We start from the raw sequence: 17,708 nt of genomic DNA, 5'->3' as shown, positions 1-17,708 counted from the left end.
TTGTCTGTGATTATCTTTTAATTTTTAATGTAATCGTTTTCGAGGCATTCCCTTCAGTATCTTCAGCACCGGTAGCTTTCAACTCTAACAAGCCATTGAGCTCGGATAAATCAATCGAACTTTTATGTAACCCTGTCACTTCCTTTCCATCTACAATTACATACATTTTTGTATATGATTCAGATCCTGGCCCGAAAACACTCGCCTTATTGCCTATCACAACAATTGTAGGTTTCTTCAACCAGCGAAAGTCCAGTTTACCTAGTTCGGTTGTGAAGCATCCCATTCCCCAAAAGCGTGCTTCGGCATCCGCAGTCAATTTCCCGAAATTAATATCCGGCAAATTTCCGTTTGCCTTACGGTCTCGTGTCAACTCCGTTTCATCTAAACTAATAAAATCAGTTTCTTTCAAACTTTCTTCCGTATCGAATGAATTATTCACCGCCTCACTTTTATCTCTATCCAGCCAGTCCATCTTATTACCTCTCGATAAAGGTGCAGAAAGATTATTCTTCAGAATATGCCCATAGCCATTAACATCTTCAGGTGGAAGCGTAGTTGCGTCTTTACGGTTCATCATACGAAAGTTATAGCCACTATTGATAGCCGTATTATTCTCGAAATTAATCCCCCTAGATGATGATTAGCATAAAAGCCTGTAGACTTGTTGTAGTAGGCTAAACAACCATACACCTCATGCTGAGGAATTACAGCCGGTGTTTTCGGTTTTGTGGTGGCAGACATACCAAATCCTCCAGATTTAAATCCCGCTCCATTTCCTGCTGATATTTTACCACCAGGTTTATAGCCATTAAAAAAAGACCAACAATTAATGATTTTCACAGCATCAAAGCAATTAATCAAATCGAAGCCATCATCGCAGTTATACCAAGCCCGGCACCCCTCGAATATATTGCCTGTACCTTTGCCTTGCTCACTGATATGACAACCAAAACCGTCTACGTTTTCTCCACTTCCGCCTTCAGAAACAGAGTCATAGTTATTATAAGCATCACAATTCAAGATATAGTTATTATTTCCTCCTGTCAGATAAAATCCAATAGCCATACCATCATGAAGTTTTAGATCTTCATATTTGTTATCATTGGCTCCTTTGACAACACGAAAACACTCCGACTGTGTATGATCGGTTATAGTCACTTGTGTACCTATGACATCAAATCCTTTGAAATAAAGATTCGAGCCGGTTACAAAAAACACGGTAATACGCTTACCTGCGGGTTTAAGTTCAGAGAGATCGAATATCGGCCGACCAGTTTTATCCGGATTCGCCATGTAAGAGATCGGTTGACCAATCTTCCCACTTTTATTCATATGGAAAACACAATGATAAATATTATTGCTGCCATCATAGGTCATCGCCGGTTGACTTGCGGGAACTTTATATATCCCGGGATTAATATAAACTCGATCGCCGGCACTGACCACGCTCTGTACTTTCACCAAAGTGGCAAAAGGCCGATCTTTGGTCCCCGGGTTATTATCGTTTCCTACAGGGTCCATATAATATATCTGCTGTGCAACCAAGGGGACTGATAAAATCAGTCCCAAAAGTAAAGTTCCTATTCTTGTAATATTCTTCATAATTTTCTTTTTTCATCAAGAGACATTAAGCCTACTTAGTTATATTCAAATACCATTTACTTTCTATCGAATAGTCAGGCATAGCTTCACCGGATAACGAATATTTCGGTTCCAAGATACCTTTTAAGTAAGCAGAGCCATCCCGTCCTTCCTTATTCATACGCCGAGAAACGCGGATTAAATCTTCCCAGCGATGTCCCTCAAATCCGTAATCTAGTGCTGCTTCCTCTATCAATTCTTTTTCCATGTATCTGATAGAGTCACCGGTAGTCACACAATTTGCCGGAAACTCTTTACTCTTCAAGTAAACGCGCCCACGAACACCACCGAAATTACGCCATGGGCCACGAAAAGTTGGAGCATCGACATATCGTGCATCGAAGTAGAATGGCGCTGGGTAAGGTTGTCCCGGTCCCCAACCACTCACTGCATTATGCACTTTGTAGTCTTGATAATCGTCTCCCCAAGCGAATGTCGACCCTATGCCCTGATTTAGCAGAGCATAAGCCAGTAGGGGCTTACCACAGCGATTGGCAGCCTCAGCAAATCGAAGCATAACTGTAGATGCACGGTATAAGAACCACCGTCCACTCTTCTCATAAGGCTTCGACGCGTCATAATCATTCAAATACTTCTGTACTACATACTCACCATTCACCACACTAAACGATCCGTCCCGCCCACGTGCATCATAACGAAACCCATTTGACTGCTCTTGTGCTTCCCACAAGTTTTTCACAGCATGAATACTAGGTTTCAACTGATACTCTCCGTGTCCGGTATTAGCAAACAAGTCAATCAAAGGAAAATAAGGTTTATAAGCTTTGTCATAGCTAATCGTCCAAATCATTTCATTAGGCATATAGCGATCAGTCATCGGAAGCGAGAATAAATTCTTCCATGTATTGTGGTAACTATTAATATCCTGTTCGTGCCAACGTTCATAACCAATCATAAAAAAACTCGTCGGGTCTGCCGATGAAGTGATGGGATTAATCGCACAACGATATTTCAAAGAATTCCCTACAGCATCAGCATCTTCTGTTGCCGATAAAACTTTGCGATAGGTAACAGCAGCTTGCATATAATCATTGTTCCATAAATAGAGATCGCCTAACAAAATACGTTTATTAACGAAGAAGTACTGCAAAGAATAACCATCCAGATTATATTTCACCAGCGAAGAATTCTGATACTCTTCCAGTGAGGGGAGCTGCTCCATGCAAGTAATCAACCTAGGGAGTAACTCATCTAATCCTATTTTAGGCAATGTTTCCAACTGCTTAGCCTGATCCACCGTTACCACTGGATCGGTAACATAAGCCACTTTCCCAAACTGAATACCAAGTTGCAAGTATGTCCAACAACGCAATGCTGCTACATCCGAATAACGTTCGGCATATTCGTCTTTGGTCATCTTGTTGCTAGCCAACATCGTATCAAAACCTTCCATGATATCATTACAGTTCTGTATGACACTGTAATAATTAGACTGATCTACATACTTATTACCCGACGATGGCGTGTTCGTGTTGATTTCTTGCAGATCCGTAGAAGAATTGACTGTCACATCCAGTAAATCACCCCTCAATTCGTTCAATACAATCGTTTGTTCTGCAAGCTTCATAAACTGACCATACAAGCCGATAATCGCATTGTCAGCATCGGGTATAGTCTGATAGTGATCTTTGTGATCGACTACCTGCTCCAATTCCGTATCTATGCACGAGCTGCATGCTAGCATGCAACAGCATAAAGTGATATATTTAAATTCTTTCATCATAACTACTATTTTTTATAATCCAAGTATCAAGCCAACATAGAATGTACGTGTTTGTGGAGTGACAAAAGCGTCAATACCATACCCCAATGGACTTGCAGTGACACTAAATTCAGGATCATATCCCTTATAGGAAGTCAATGTGCCCAGGTTCTCCGCTACAGCATACACTTGCAACCCTCTAATCAAACCTTTCTTCATTGGTACATCATAGCTCAATGTTAAATTCTTAAATTTTAGATACGATCCGTCCTCAATCCAACGGTCAGAGAAACGAGAATTTTGCATCGGATCACCATATACAACCCTAGGAACGTTTGTTATCTGGCCTTCCTTAGTCCAACGATTCAGTACTACCTGCGTTTGATTGGCAAGTCCATTCATCGACTCCAGTGTACTACGAGTATAGTTATACACATCGTTACCCACAGAGTAAGTAAACCGCGCAGAAAGTTTAAACTGTTTCCAACTTACACTCGTGAAAAGCCCTCCGAAAACATCCGGGTTCGGATCGCCAATCACCGTACGATCGCTCTCGTTGATGTATTTATCAGCAGCATTCAAATTAACAAAACGCACATCACCTGCTCCAAAAGCCAAATCCTGCAGTCCCGAGCGATGATATAACCCATCAGTAGCAGCTTCTGCTGAAGTAGCATACACACCATTAGTTTTGTAACCGTAGAATACTCCTAACGGTTTTCCCACTTCAGTAAGAATCGTTCCGCCAGCAATATCAGTCAAGTAGCGATCCCCATTCAGTTTGGTAACCTTATTTTTATAATGCGACGCTGTTAGTCCCGCATCCCATTTCAACTCCCTTAAGTTGAGCAGTCTTCCACTCAAAGAAAAATCAAAACCAGTATTCTGCATCTCACCATTATTATCGACATAAGTAGAGAATCCAGATATAGGTGTTATTGACGAATAAGCGATCATATCCTTCACATTAGTGCGGTAGAAATCGGCCGAAAGAGACAAGCGTTCATTGAAGAAAGAGGCATCTACACCTACATTAAACTTACCTACACGCTCTGGTTTCAATGCTGTATTCACTAAGTTACCTCGCACTAACCCGTAGTTTCCCATCAAGTTCTGAGATGTATAATAACGACGAGCGGTAAAGTTACCTATATCGTCATTGCCGGCAGTAGAGTACCCGGCACGTAGCTTCAGCAAATCAACCTTATCAATATTCCTCATGAATGGTTCGGAAGAAATGAGCCACGCTCCCGAAATTGCTGGGAATGATTGGAACTGTCCAATATCATCACCATACCGCGAAGAAGCATCGGCCGAAAAAGTACCTGTCAGGAAATAACGATCCTTCCATGAATAAGCCAAATTAGCATAAAATGCCAACCAGTTCCATTCCCCGATAGAACCACCTGCTTGACGGAGTTCATTCAAACCGTAGTTAATCGAAGTAAAGTTATCACTGGCGGAGTTATATCCCTTTCCCCAGTCGTCTTCACCTTTCGTATTAAGATAGCGCATTCCTAGTGTGGCATCCAAACGGTGATCAGCACCAAACTTAAACAAATAATTAGCACGTGTCTCGTTAGAAAGTGTAAATATCCGCTCTACACGATGCTGTAATTCATTCGTTATCATAGCTGTTGGCAACTCTCCGTACGGAATACCCGAACTTGGGTGGAAAACACGTTCACGCTCTTTATTAAAGCGTAGCCCAACAACTGTGCTCAATGTAAGATCTTTCCACACACTGTATTTCACAGACACGTTACCCATAAATCCATAATTGGAATTTTCATGCATCACATCATCAAGCACCACCTGTGGGTTTGCTATACCAAACATATCTACATTTTCCAGCAACGGTGACATCAGATCCTGTTCGTCATAAATGTTTGCTACCGTAAAAGGGGCTTTCGCTAAACTTGAATAGATAGGGTTCAATGCTGATTTGCTACCTTCTGCCGCCAAGTTTTTCTTACCGTAGATAAAACTCATGCTAGTTTGCACCTTTAATTTTGGTGAGATTGAGATGTCCGTATTCAGTCGCGCTGTGAAACGAGAATAATCCGTACCATCTATCACACCTTTGTTGCTTAACATACCTAGGGATACAGCATACAAAGCGACTTCATCTCCACCAGTCACACTCAGGCTATAATCTGACTTGAATCCCTTAGAGAATAGATTGTCCTGCCAATCCGTACTTTTATTGTAGCGATAATAATCGACATTACCTTCGTACCCCCACTCCTGTAACACCGGTTTTTCAGAGTTAAGGAATGGTAGTTTACTCATCTGGTTTGCAGAGTATCCGCGACTCTGATAAACACTGGCCAAATAACGCTTCGACTGCGAAGCGTCCAAAACAGGGATAGATGACGGCTTCATGTTCACGCCCATCTGCGCATGTACATTGATAGTCGTTTCAGGCGATTTAGCCCGTTTGGTTTCTACAATGATTGCACCATTCGCTCCTTTCACTCCATACAACACAGAAGCGTCCTTTAACACCGATATCCGTTCGATGTCCTTTACATCTATACTATTGAGTGGAGTAGATAGATAGCCATCTATCAATGATACGCCTGCCGACATATTCTCTACAATCATACCATCAATAATCAACAGAGGCTGGCTATTGGTATAAATGGAGTTGAATCCATGCAGAAATGTATTCAGTCCCGCGCCGTCCATTCCCGAACGGGTTATAGCATTCAAACCTGCCACTTTTCCTTGTAACAAAGCGTCGGGAGTCACAGCCGGACTCTTTGAGTTATCATCATCCAATTGTGTAATGGGAGTTGTTACCCGGTTTCCGCTTACATAACCCAGCGGAGTCAATATATCTTTAAAAACAGTTGCGGTCGCCTCGTCGTTCAACGCAATACGAATATTTGTGGAACGGCCTTTCAACGCAACCCATTTCTGTTGATATCCCGGGCCAGATACGAGCAATTCCGCTTCCTGCGTATTCGTCCGAATAGAAAACTCTCCTTTTTCGTTCGTCATTGCAGCACTAATCCCCGGTATAGAGATGCTAATACCTTCCAGCGGCATCCCTTTAACAGCGTCCACTACAGTTCCTTTCACTGTTTTAGCATTTACCGCTAAGCGTTCTTCATGGGTTATTTTGCGAGGAACCGTATCAGTTTGTTCTTGTGCAAAGCCAGGAATAGCACAGGCACAAGCAACAAGGAGTCCTACATATTTAATTTTCTCGATCATATTCTTCTTTGTTTAAAAGTCATTTAATCTCCTTCTGCAATACGGGGAACCAATTTTATGTAATCCAAGAACATCATTCCCCCGTTGCCCGTTGCCGCATTGGTCGTATTGCAAACCATGAACGTAGCTGTTCCCATTTTAGGAACAGAGAACACATAAGGATCTACAGACGCACCTTCCACCTTTGCCAAGGGATACCTGCTATCAGCTTCCAATGTCCATTTCGCCAAATGTTCCTCTTTGATAACACCGGCAAGTGAAGAAGCGACAAAAGCAGTCAAGTTTCCAGTCTCCCCCTTCAAGTAATTATTGAGTATCAATCCATCCGAGTTACGTGAAAGAACTTTTTCTCCCGGCATTGATGCAAATAATTTCTGGGTTAATGTCAATGTAGACTCAGGGAATTCATCCTGAGCTACATGCGAAGCCAAATCATCGTATGATAACCAATAGATATCGTAATCGACCGAATTCACCCGTGCATTATATAGCAGATAAAAATTCTTCACCGCCGTATATTTATTTGTATTCCAAGCAAATTGGTAGGTCTTCTCCGATTGAGTACCATCTGTATTGAGTATTGGCGTACCATCTTCATTAAAGAGCAGACGTTTTTGTCTCGAAATCCCGGATATCATAACATCCCAACCGCCGCTTGCATAACTGCGCTGACGGTAGATACAACCGTTGCATCTTGTGTAGACAAGAAAGATTCCGCCTCAATAAGTATCGGTTTGATTTTGTTGTCTTTCAATTTAATGTCTACACCATTCATAACGCGTACCAATCCGTTAGAAGCTTTATACTCCTTCACTGTTGTAGCATGACTGAAGTCTACCTGAACACCGCTCAGAGCCGTTGTTTTTTCCGCATGGAACACTAAGTCACGAATCAATTCATCAGTAGCAAGAGAGTCTGTCTCGCTTACTGTGTTTTGCTGCATATATTTAGCATACTTAGCGCTCAATATTTTAAAGTTCTCATTATCTAACACTACGAATGTATAAAGAGAGTCTTCGTTGGCAACCGGCATCACCTCGAAAAAGTGGTTACGCGTGGTCCAAACGGTATCGTAAACAGCTTTTCCCTCATCGTTTACCCCTATTTGCACACTTTTATCTTCATCCATGACTTTCCGAGTTTGGGCATACAACGCATCTAGCTGAATATACGTACCTTTAGCAATGGTCTGTAAGTACTCGTCAATATTCTGTGCAGGCATAACGGCTGTTTTTACCACATGAAGTACTCCATTGTTGCACAACACATCAGAATTTGCTGCATCCAACTTTAATAAAGACGTTGACAAGCGCTTGCCATTTATCATGGTAATACTTGCCTGTGCAGCCAATTGTTTTGCATCATACGTAAGAAATGAAATATGATTTCTGATTATAGTTTTCATTTCATTTATGCTCTTACTTTTATATTCAGCAAGTGCCGCATTGTCCGGTGCCAATACGGTTAGCTCATAATCGCCATTTAAAACCGCATCATATTCTGTTTTTACCAACATTTCATAAAAGACGGATAGTTCTGGATTAGCACGAACAGCATCGAGTGTTGTCCCCTGCAAAGTCTTTCCGCCTACACCGACGTGGTCATCCCACTGGTCGTTACAAGCTGTAGCGATAAGTGTTATGGCTACTATTGCCAATACCCCTCGCATATTTCGAATTATTCTTTTCATAATTATACACTATTTTTTACAGGTTTATTCTGTCAATTCTCCCAAGCATAAGGTGTATGCGGGAAGATTCCCGTTCCGGGTGTCCCCTTCTCTATCAAGCTACCTTCCATATCTATCATGGGCCATGTCTGGTCCTCATCAACTGGGATAAACTGAATCATATCGAAGCTACTTTCCCCCTTACTTCCAGAAGTAAGCGCATCAAGCGAAGCGAATGCCGGCCGGTAGAATTCACTTTAATAGTACCTATTAAGCGACTATTCATGATGTTTACACAAACACGAGCCGTATATTGTTTCCACCCGTTTTGCTCCATAACTGCATGATCGGCAAGATTCTTTGCTTGATCCGCCCATACTATTGGCATATAGGGAGACAAATCGATTACTGTAGGCAATACTTGGTCTTCTTGCCCGTCTTGTTTGAAGGTAGTACGGAAAGTAGTCGCATTTTCACGACGCCAGCAAAGCCATACCTTATAACTTCCCTCGACTAACAGTGGCATTTTAAACTCAACGTACGGGCAAAGGCCGTTGACAGATCTCGTGTCCATACGCATTCTAACATAGTCACCATAAACATATTGTTCATTCTTTGCAGAAATAGCAACAGTACCTGCTCCGTATGTGATGTATCCCTTGCCACCGATTTCCACTTCAGAAAGCTGATCATTAGTAAATTTGACAGAGGTACCTGCAGTACGGAAGCCTTTCAAAGCCTTCATTTCGGGTTGTTCTCCCAAATCCCAATAAACACGGTATGCCATACGTTTTTTAATCTCCAACGTCCCCAGCACTTCATGCATCACACCATTCAAACAACTCAAGTCGGTATATTCACTCAAACGAGCTACTTGAACACCATCTTCATTCAATTGCCCTACTTTAAACTCGTTGATCAGTATGACATCTTTTGTCATGGAGAAACTCAACACCTGATCTTTCACTACGGTAGGCAATGCGGAAGCGAGCATTAAATCTACTACATACTTATAGGTCGTATCACGGGTTACGTGATAAGAGACAAAGTTCTCTATTAAATCGGCATCCTTATCCACTTCGGGTGTAGCAGCACGCAAATGCGCTAACAGTTTCTCCCTCGTCTCTATGCCATCATCAATAAATGTTTGATTGTCCTGCATGAATACACCATAGTATATCTTATTCTCCACAGTCCCCAACGTCTTATAGATGTTCGTCTCTTTAAACAAATCTTTCATGAAAGAGAAACGGTCAGGCAGTTCGTCTATTCGTTGCGCAACAGTTTTTACAGATTTACTCAACATCGCATCGATCGTATGAACGATACCATTACCAACGGAAATATCTTTGTTAAGAACCCGCGCCTTGCGATCTACCTCTATATAGACTTTACCATTTTCTTCGCGAGTACGAGTAGTAAGGTACTGTCTTACGATATTACGCGAAGGTAAACGTCCGTCTACAAAACTACTGCTTGCGATCGTGTCATTCACCACGTGATACCCCACGATAGTCATCGCTTCTTCCTTAGTCAACCCGCTAATAGTTTTTCCCTCTTCCTGCATATATTTCTCGACAGCAGCATTGTTCGGTGCAAAAAGGGTATATGTACCATATGCATGAAGCATACCACGGTAATCAGCTTTATCTATAATAGCTAGAAAATCGGTCAAATTATTCGCCGGATCTTCTAAATATTCGTCTATCATTTTCACATCGGAAGTCCGATATACAGTACCTTCCAGTTCATCATCGCAAGAGCTTCCCCAGAATATGGTAAGAACCAACAAGAAGAAGCCGCAAAATTGTAAATAATGTCGTTTCATATCTATAGAAAGATTAGTTATTGGTTGCATAAAAATCATTTTGTACTAACGCCGGATTGGCCTCCAATTCATCTTGATAAATAGGCAAATAGTGAGAGCCGAAATTCTTATACTTAGTTTGCAGTATGTACGTCTTCTCAGGTGGTGCACTAAGTCCGGCCAAATCAATCAGATAATGCAGATTATCACCAGCATAGTTACCGCGTTTTGCCTGACGCAATACGTCAAACCAACGCTTACCTTCAAACACAAATTCACGGGCGCGCTCATCCAAGATGAACTGTTCCAGCGTCTTTCCACTGTAAGAGGGTTGTTTATAGGTAAGATCAGTACTTTCTACTGCATTAGCACGTACACGTACTTTCTCAATCAAAGCACGAGCCTCTTTTAGCATAGTCCAATCATCATTGGCCTGAATAGCCATTTGTGACAATGCTTCGGCTTTCATCAGATAGATTTCCGCAAGGCGATATACAATAAAATTAGATGTATACTCCTCCAATTGGCGCTCCGTGTTAAGGTTCACACCGATATACTTCCAGATGCGATTCATACGTTGAGAGATTACCTTACGAACATCGAAATAGTTATTCTTACCGAAGCCGGTAGGGGTGAATACATTGGCAATACCATCCTCGTTTACCATTAACCAGCCCTTGCTCGAATTCATATAATTATAGAAAGGATTCATGCCTTCAGCAGAAAACTGTATTTCAAAAATACTTTCCGTAGAGTTACCTTTGTAGTACAATTGGTCGTATAGCTGAGTATAAGCAGTCTCGCTAGGATAGTAAATGGTATCATTCTCTTCCGGAGTAGCACCTTCAAGTATTACTTCATCACGATGTACCGAAATCAAAGCGAATTGTCCGGAATTGATAATTTCATCACATTTGGCACTACACTTAGCATATTCTTCTTTCCAGAGATATACATCAGCCAACAAGGCCTTCACTGCATAGGCAGTCATCTTCTTTGTTGCGCGCAGCATCCGTGCTACTATATTTATAAGGTATATACTTTTCAGCATACGTCAGATCTTCGACCAACTGGTTCAGAATAGTTTCCTGACTACTCTTCGCCACACTCATCTCCTGCGAGCTATTTGTATAGGCTTCCAATATCAACGGCACGTCACCAAATGAACGCACCAAATAGAAATACATTAAACTACGAATAGCGATTGCCTGAGCTTCATATTCTTTCAATAACGTAGCTGAAAACGACTTATCGTTTGCTTGCGCTTGAGGCGCATATTTCAGTATTGTATTGCAAAGATTAATCGTGGTATAGAAGCTAGCCCAATTCAAGAATGAATTGTCGGCAGAGATTTCTCCGTTGACTACATCTTCTATATTTGAATTAATATAGGTGGGAGAATAAGTAACCATGTCCGCACGCCATTCACCGTAAAGAAACATGCGGGTCATAAGATCACTGTTAGTCATCGAAATATATGCGCCTACTACAGCTGAATTTACGTCTTCTTTTGTTTTCCAGTATTTATCGCGCGGCACACCATCGTTTGGTTCGAGGTTCAGCCATTCATTACATGATGTAGAGATGACACCTTGCAGAACCAGCATGATATAAACAAGATATTTTAGTTTTTTCATCTTCTTTCTTTTTTAAAACGAAACATTTAAACCTAACATAGCGTTGAAGGATTTCGGAACCAAACCGTTGTCATATCCCATTTTAAACGGATCACTACCGACCGACACTTCAGGATCTTGTCCGGTATAGTTTGTCCATATATAAAGGTTATTCAACGTCAGATACACAGAGCAATCACTCAAGAATGTCTTTTTCAATTGCTCTTTCTTAAACGTATATTTCAGCGTAAGTGACTTAAAGCGTAAGAATGATCCATCCTCTACAAAACGGTCAGAACCTAAATAATTGTATCCTACACCAATTAATGCACGCGGCAACAATCCGGATGGTGCAGATGCCTCATCTTCGTATGAATGTCTCCAACGTTTCAATACAGCTTTACTTTGATTATTGTAACCACGCATATTTTCCAGATTCATCTTTGTAGAGTTGATAATCTTATTCCCGTAGCGGAAATTAAAGAAGGTCTGAAGACTGATCTGTTTCCATGAAACACCCGGGCCAAAACCTCCCGTCAATATAGGACTGGCATTACCCAAATAAACAATATCCTTGTAGTCAATATTACCGTCATTATTAATATCTTCGTACATGGCATCACCAGCCTGGAATTCATAGCCGATAGACGGATAGCTAAACCGCATACGAACAGGAACAGGGTTACCGTAACTATCATACGAATAAATTTTATTTCCATTCTTATCACGAGCAATCGTTTGGTCGGAGTTTAGATAAACACCTTTGTAACGGTAGCCATAGATAGAACCTAATGATTGGTTTATCTCAAAGCGACGGATATAAGAGCCATTGCTGGTACTCACACCCGATTCCATCGGATAGTAATCGGATATCTCGCGGATATAGTTATTATTCCGTGCAATATTGAAATTGAACATAACCCTCCAGTCTTTCGTACGGAATGGCACAGTTTTCACAGAGAGTTCAAATCCTTTATTATCCATCGTTCCTACATTCATATTCACATTACTGAAACCGGTGGAAGAAGGTATCGTCAAATTATAAAAGAAAAGGTCGGTTGTATGCTTGTTGTACACCTCAAAGTCAATATTCAATCGATTGGAAAATGCGGCAAAGTTCACTCCAAAGTTCCATTGTGTAGAACGTTCCCAACGGAGTTCGTTCAATTCCAATGAAGACGGATAAGAACCCGACTCACCCAGATAAGAATAATCATAAAGATTGTAGAGGCTGACATACCCATAGTCGTACTTCGGTTGATTACCGTTCACACCGTAACTGGTACGAAGGCTAAGTTCGTCCAACCATTTTTCGCTCCACTTCATAAACGGTTCACCCGAAACTCTCCATCGGAAAGATATACTAGGAAACATACCCCACCGCTCGTCTTTACCGAAACGCGAACTACCGTCATAGCGGGCACTAGCGCCTAGAATATAGCGGTCGAGTAAACTGTATTGAACATTAGCCAGTAGACCTACCGTTCTATTTTGCGAATTGCCCGAGTTAATACCAAGATATGAATTCCCAGCTACACGCGATGGAATCGACGGATCTTGTAGAAAAGGACTAGCACTATTACCACTTGTAGCCTTATAAGAATAAGAACGTTTATCATTAGTGGTCAAAGCCAACATACCTTGAAAGTTGTGGTTCTTTCCAAGATTAGGCATAAAAAGCACCTTATTCATGGTATACATCGTAAATGCTTCAGAGTCTACATCATCCGATTTATTAACGGCAATTTCGTTCCAAAGGCGACCAGTAGCTGTCTGAGGCAAAAACGCTTTCTTTTTATCATTCATCACGTCGAAACTAACATCGAGCTGATAGCGTAACCAAGATATCGGAGTCCATATCAATGAGAGATTGGATGTGATACGATTGGACAGAATAGAATAACTACCATTTTCAGCCATTGCTACAGGATTGTAAATCTGGCTAGAACTGTTGGAATTAGAGTTCCAGTACCCTTGTGGTGAAGTGAGTGGTGAGAAATAGCCACCCGTTAACTGTCCGATCTCATTGTATTCATAAATACTCATATTCGGCATACGATTGAAAGCCATGCCACTCACATCCGCACTAGATGACAGGTACGAAATATAGTTTTTATCATTGTCAGTACGTACATAAGCCATACTTGCTTGGAACTTCAACTGTCTCGATATATTATAATCCACGTTCAGACGTGCTGTAATACGATCGAGTGAAGTTCCGATAGTTGTACCACTCCAATTATAGTAACCAACGGAAGCGCGGTACTGAGCTTTCTCTCCACCACCGGAGATTGAGACATTATGTTCGTGACTGAATCCGGCTCTGGTAACAGCACGGAACCAATCCGTATTCTGACCATAGTTATAAAAATAGTAAGGCTGATTCACATCATAAGCAAACTCTGGTTGACTAGTAGGATCATAGTATCTACCGGCATTCATCAAACCTTCCTGTATCATCGTTGTATATTCGGAACCAGACAAGGTGGGAACTCCTTCCGGACGCTCTGTTATATTGGCCTTGAACGAATAAGCAACACGAGGCTTAGTAACCACAGAACCACGTTTTGTCGTAATCAACAAAACACCATTAGCCGCTTTCGAGCCATAAAGTGCGGTTGCGGCAGCATCTTTCAATACAGCAATCTCCTTGATATCCGCCGGCGATATATTCAGCAATTGTGAATACTCCTCTTCGTCTGCTGTTGCGAAGTCAAAGTCTGCGGATATTTCCGTTTCATACGGGAAGCCATCCACAACAATCATTGGCTGTGAAGAACCGTTAATCGAGGTAGTACCACGAATACGCATAGACATTCCCGATCCGGGATTACCACTGCTAGCGGTAATATCCAAACCAGCTATCTGTCCTTGAAGCACATCGTCTACACTAGCACCGGCAAGTCCGTCTGCAATCTCATCCATCGAGATACGGCTAACGGCAGTAGTCAAGTCGCGCTCATTGATGTTCATGAAACCATTATTTGACTGTCTTTTTGCAGTAACTACGACTTCGTCAATGAGAGTATCATCCTCCAGCAAAGCATTGATCGTAGTTATTCCATCGCGCATAGGAATCGTCTTTTTCTTCATTCCTACAAAGCTGAAGACTATTTTATCACCGGCTCGTGTCTCCGTACGTAAGCTGTAGTTGCCGTCTATATCAGTGACAGCATTTCCTACAACGCGCCCGTCCTTATTCATATATAGTACATGGATTCCCGGCAGAGGCGTTTTGTCCGAAGCAGCTTTCACCACACCCCGAATCATTGTTGCCGTGACCTGGGCCGACAATGCGAAAGGAGCAGCACACAAACTTACCAATACTATAAGTTTCACTGCAGCGGTCATCAACCGGCAGGTCTGTTTGTAACTTTTCATAATATCGTTGCTTTATTGTTTTGGATTAATCTTAAATAGCAGCGCATGGTCTATTGCGTGTATAACAGCACGAGGCCCCATCACATTACTCTTCTTTACATCCCGTACAACAGTGCCATTATTAACACCTTCAACAGCTACTGTCGTTCCGACTTCATAATTTCTAGGAGTAAATTTCAATGTACCATCCGTCTGTTTTGCTACATTTACATATAGTCTTGTTGATACCAGATCCCATTCGGGTACAGTTATTTTCAGACTTGTAGGCATACTTAATGTCTCATAATTACCCGGATCAATACGTGGTGTTCCATCATCTGGTATCACTACTCCGGAGAGGAAATGTGTCATCACAAATATGTAAGCCTTAGATTGGTTCTCATCCGTCAGTAACACATCATTGAGTGCTGGCAATAAGCCGGAAGCGACTGCCTGTTCTATGGCAGCTTTCGTCGGAACAAGAACTGTATAAAAGCCAGCCTTACTTATACCGGTGATTGTTTGATCGGTAGCATTATAAAGTGTCAGTTTATCCAAATAATCCTTGAATAGTTTTCCATCGGGGTTATCAGTCACATACTTGGTAAGGAATGCATATATTGTCTGATCTTCCCACCCTTCTGCCACAGTAGGTTTCGTTGTGCGTGGCTGAATTGAAGCATTTTATCGATGCCAAATACACGTCCATTATTATAAGCGAAATCTTTTAATTCGGTAGCTGTCACTTCATCTCCATCAAGAATATTACCGACGGCCTGAATCTTGTTATCTTTGAAACGAATCATGTCACCATAGTCATTGACTGCATAACCATAACCACCATATCCCAATGAGGGAGAGCCTGCGAAATTAGCGATTTCCGTATTTACCTCATCATTCTTAATACGTTTGAACACGCACATTTGTAACAAGCGCTTCAGACGGTCATCAGCATTCATCGAACTGCCTAGTTTAGAGGAGTTGGCGAATGTGTTGTCGTTCTCGTTATAGGTATATCCATCCGCTTTCAGCAATTCGTCGCTAGGAAGCAAAATCGTATAATTTTCCTCTAGGTAACCAGTAATAGGGCTTTTAAGCAACTCTTCAACCACACTATTGGCAAAGAACTTAGTATAAGCATAGTAAGCCATCTTGTAGTCGGGATTAAGCAATACTTCAGAATAAACAGTATTGAAATATTTACTCTTTATCACGTGATCGATATTATATTTCACACCGTTGCTGGCAAATGTACTCTTGGTTACACCGCTCTCGGCAAACCCAACTCCCGAAAGTCCCTTTCCATTAATAAACTCACCGTTTGCATTCATCGATTTTTTGAAATTCGATGGCCAAACAATCTCATTCACCATATGGGCATTGAGAAAATACCCCAACACTGACTTTGACAAAGATGATAAGTCATCCACTCGAGCACGCTCTTTTAGTTCAGTAGTAAACGTCTCAACAGCAGCATTAGATGGTATAAAGTAGGTAAATCCAGCTTGTTCGGATGTTCCCAAAGCTCCTGAATAGTACTCGTAATTCGGGTTGAATGGAAGCGAATTATAAGATTTCAAATAAACCTCAGTAATGTTACGGTCGGGATAAAGCTTCTTGTACACCTCTGTAGTTAAAGGAGCCTCCACCCAGTCTATAAATAAATAGGAGTTCGCCACTTTAGTTTCCAATATATTGCGAAAAGCAGTGCCATTCTCATCTTTCTTCAGAGATTCATCCAAGTTCTGCAACGGATAGCTTACGACATCCACTTCGTGAATAATACCATTCTCGGCATATATATCAGAGTTTACGATACGTCCTCCTTGGACATTTAGTCCTGTATATGTACTACCTGGGTAGAAAATCGTATAATCGTCTGCGCTAAGCCCATTCGAGTTGAAATAAGAAGACGTATAAATGGGAAGATACTTATAGTAATTACTATTCTGTACCTGAGAGACATCTGTATAGCCATTTGCTACCCATTGCTCCACACCGTTAATAGCCTCCTTATATAGAGTTCCATAATAAGAAGTACGTTTTTTGATAGATGTTCCTTCTTCCCAAAGTTTAGAAATCAAAGCATCACCAAGTGTGCCGCTTCAAACTTATTGTAAACCAACGAGTAGCCGATAATTTTAGTGAGCTCGTCTACAGGAATAGCTTCTACCGAAGTGTATCCATTTTCCGTTAGATATTTTTTAAATGCATCGTCATTAGGGGCAAACACCGTGTAATTTCCCGACCCTTTAAGAACGGAACTATACAAAGTTCTGTCTGCAGCTTCGAGATACATCTTAAAGTTACCCTTCTCTTTCAAAACATCATAAATAGCTTTTCCAGCAAGAAGGACGGTCATAATAGGAGTCATTGTCAGAACAAGACACCATACAGCATAGTAAAAGTAGACGAAAAACAGTTCTTAATGCTTTTGTTTTCCATTCATACCCTATACGTTCATAATAGAGCGAATGCTTCATGATTTTAACAATTTAGATTTAATATAATAAAGAGCGGAATCATATTTGATGAATATTCTTAGTCGAAGAGCCCGAAACTAATAAGAATTTCATCTTTTCCAGATAAGAGGCAATAGCATCGGAGTTCACTCTCATGACTAGACATACGAGCCTTGTTGTTTTTCATACTTCAATTTATTGAGTT

The 17,708-nt window shown here is 41.3% G+C and carries 14 protein-coding genes; all 14 read right to left on the bottom strand.

Annotation, left to right across the window (positions count from 1 at the left end):
- Window positions 1–10: 10 nt before the first annotated feature.
- From JCM10512_RS23960 to JCM10512_RS12590, 14 genes are read right to left on the bottom strand one after another with little or no spacing between them, the layout of a single operon-like run.
- The gene (locus tag JCM10512_RS23960) at window positions 11–580 is read right to left on the bottom strand and encodes a rhamnogalacturonan lyase domain-containing protein (protein ID WP_244437171.1); all 570 of its coding nucleotides are present in this window, start codon (window positions 578–580) and stop codon (window positions 11–13) included.
- Entirely contained in the window at window positions 577–1,605 is a 1,029-nt protein-coding gene (locus JCM10512_RS23955) for a right-handed parallel beta-helix repeat-containing protein (protein ID WP_244437169.1), read from the bottom strand. The genes JCM10512_RS23960 and JCM10512_RS23955 overlap by 4 nt, the downstream gene beginning before the upstream one ends.
- 31 nt (window positions 1,606–1,636) lie before the next feature.
- Window positions 1,637–3,388, bottom strand: a complete 1,752-nt coding sequence (locus tag JCM10512_RS12640; RefSeq protein ID WP_148298390.1) for a RagB/SusD family nutrient uptake outer membrane protein — start codon at window positions 3,386–3,388, stop codon at window positions 1,637–1,639.
- Window positions 3,389–3,400: 12 nt separating this feature from the next.
- Window positions 3,401–6,589: a SusC/RagA family TonB-linked outer membrane protein gene (locus JCM10512_RS12635; protein WP_044163568.1), complete on the bottom strand. Its 3,189-nt coding sequence runs from the start codon at window positions 6,587–6,589 to the stop codon at window positions 3,401–3,403.
- A 23-nt stretch (window positions 6,590–6,612) separates the two neighbouring features.
- Window positions 6,613–7,227 (bottom strand): hypothetical protein, encoded by a 615-nt coding sequence (locus tag JCM10512_RS12630; RefSeq protein WP_044163566.1) that lies wholly within the window; start codon window positions 7,225–7,227, stop codon window positions 6,613–6,615.
- Window positions 7,224–8,279 (bottom strand): fasciclin domain-containing protein, encoded by a 1,056-nt coding sequence (locus tag JCM10512_RS12625; protein WP_081741300.1) that lies wholly within the window; start codon window positions 8,277–8,279, stop codon window positions 7,224–7,226. The genes JCM10512_RS12630 and JCM10512_RS12625 overlap by 4 nt, the downstream gene beginning before the upstream one ends.
- Window positions 8,280–8,311: 32 nt before the next feature.
- Window positions 8,312–8,440 carry a hypothetical protein gene (locus JCM10512_RS24610; RefSeq protein ID WP_262482606.1) on the bottom strand — a complete coding sequence of 43 codons (129 nt, stop codon included), beginning with the start codon at window positions 8,438–8,440 and terminating at the stop codon, window positions 8,312–8,314.
- Complete coding sequence (locus JCM10512_RS12620; RefSeq protein ID WP_158332219.1) at window positions 8,437–10,086, bottom strand: fasciclin domain-containing protein; 1,650 nt, start codon at window positions 10,084–10,086, stop codon at window positions 8,437–8,439. Before JCM10512_RS12620 ends, JCM10512_RS24610 begins: the two co-directional genes overlap by 4 nt.
- A 13-nt stretch (window positions 10,087–10,099) precedes the next feature.
- Window positions 10,100–11,056, bottom strand: coding sequence for a RagB/SusD family nutrient uptake outer membrane protein (locus tag JCM10512_RS12615; protein ID WP_044163560.1), 957 nt, complete (start codon window positions 11,054–11,056; stop codon window positions 10,100–10,102).
- Entirely contained in the window at window positions 11,022–11,702 is a 681-nt protein-coding gene (locus JCM10512_RS12610) for a RagB/SusD family nutrient uptake outer membrane protein (protein WP_044163559.1), read from the bottom strand. The genes JCM10512_RS12615 and JCM10512_RS12610 overlap by 35 nt, the downstream gene beginning before the upstream one ends.
- Window positions 11,703–11,714: 12 nt before the next feature.
- Window positions 11,715–15,062, bottom strand: a complete 3,348-nt coding sequence (locus tag JCM10512_RS12605) for a SusC/RagA family TonB-linked outer membrane protein (RefSeq protein WP_044163557.1) — start codon at window positions 15,060–15,062, stop codon at window positions 11,715–11,717.
- 12 nt (window positions 15,063–15,074) lie between these two features.
- A complete protein-coding gene (locus tag JCM10512_RS12600; RefSeq protein ID WP_158332218.1) occupies window positions 15,075–15,689 on the bottom strand; it encodes a fasciclin domain-containing protein in 615 nt (204 codons plus the stop codon).
- Window positions 15,635–17,125, bottom strand: coding sequence for a fasciclin domain-containing protein (locus tag JCM10512_RS12595; protein ID WP_044163554.1), 1,491 nt, complete (start codon window positions 17,123–17,125; stop codon window positions 15,635–15,637). The genes JCM10512_RS12600 and JCM10512_RS12595 overlap by 55 nt, the downstream gene beginning before the upstream one ends.
- Complete coding sequence (locus JCM10512_RS12590) at window positions 17,122–17,403, bottom strand: fasciclin domain-containing protein (RefSeq protein WP_044163552.1); 282 nt, start codon at window positions 17,401–17,403, stop codon at window positions 17,122–17,124. The genes JCM10512_RS12595 and JCM10512_RS12590 overlap by 4 nt, the downstream gene beginning before the upstream one ends.
- Window positions 17,404–17,708 lie beyond the last annotated feature (305 nt).

This window comes from Bacteroides reticulotermitis JCM 10512, assembly GCF_000517545.1.
GTDB classification, from domain to species: Bacteria; Bacteroidota; Bacteroidia; order Bacteroidales; family Bacteroidaceae; genus Bacteroides; species Bacteroides reticulotermitis.
Note: the sequence above shows the minus strand (reverse complement) of the source record. Positions and strands in the feature narration are given on the sequence as shown.

What these genes read in the sequence shown, in the direction of transcription:
- JCM10512_RS12620 (WP_158332219.1), bottom strand. Translation starts at nt 10,086, where the DNA reads ATGAAACGACATTATTTACAATTTTGCGGCTTCTTCTTGTTGGTTCTT.
- JCM10512_RS12615 (WP_044163560.1), bottom strand. Translation starts at nt 11,056, where the DNA reads ATGACTGCCTATGCAGTGAAGGCCTTGTTGGCTGATGTATATCTCTGG.
- JCM10512_RS12630 (WP_044163566.1), bottom strand. Translation starts at nt 7,227, where the DNA reads ATGATATCCGGGATTTCGAGACAAAAACGTCTGCTCTTTAATGAAGAT.
- JCM10512_RS24610 (WP_262482606.1), bottom strand. Translation starts at nt 8,440, where the DNA reads ATGATTCAGTTTATCCCAGTTGATGAGGACCAGACATGGCCCATGATA.
- JCM10512_RS12635 (WP_044163568.1), bottom strand. Translation starts at nt 6,589, where the DNA reads ATGATCGAGAAAATTAAATATGTAGGACTCCTTGTTGCTTGTGCCTGT.
- JCM10512_RS12605 (WP_044163557.1), bottom strand. Translation starts at nt 15,062, where the DNA reads ATGAAAAGTTACAAACAGACCTGCCGGTTGATGACCGCTGCAGTGAAA.
- JCM10512_RS12640 (WP_148298390.1), bottom strand. Translation starts at nt 3,388, where the DNA reads ATGATGAAAGAATTTAAATATATCACTTTATGCTGTTGCATGCTAGCA.
- JCM10512_RS23955 (WP_244437169.1), bottom strand. Translation starts at nt 1,605, where the DNA reads ATGAAGAATATTACAAGAATAGGAACTTTACTTTTGGGACTGATTTTA.
- JCM10512_RS12590 (WP_044163552.1), bottom strand. Translation starts at nt 17,403, where the DNA reads ATGACCGTCCTTCTTGCTGGAAAAGCTATTTATGATGTTTTGAAAGAG.
- JCM10512_RS12625 (WP_081741300.1), bottom strand. Translation starts at nt 8,279, where the DNA reads ATGAAAAGAATAATTCGAAATATGCGAGGGGTATTGGCAATAGTAGCC.
- JCM10512_RS12610 (WP_044163559.1), bottom strand. Translation starts at nt 11,702, where the DNA reads ATGAAAAAACTAAAATATCTTGTTTATATCATGCTGGTTCTGCAAGGT.
- JCM10512_RS23960 (WP_244437171.1), bottom strand. Translation starts at nt 580, where the DNA reads ATGATGAACCGTAAAGACGCAACTACGCTTCCACCTGAAGATGTTAAT.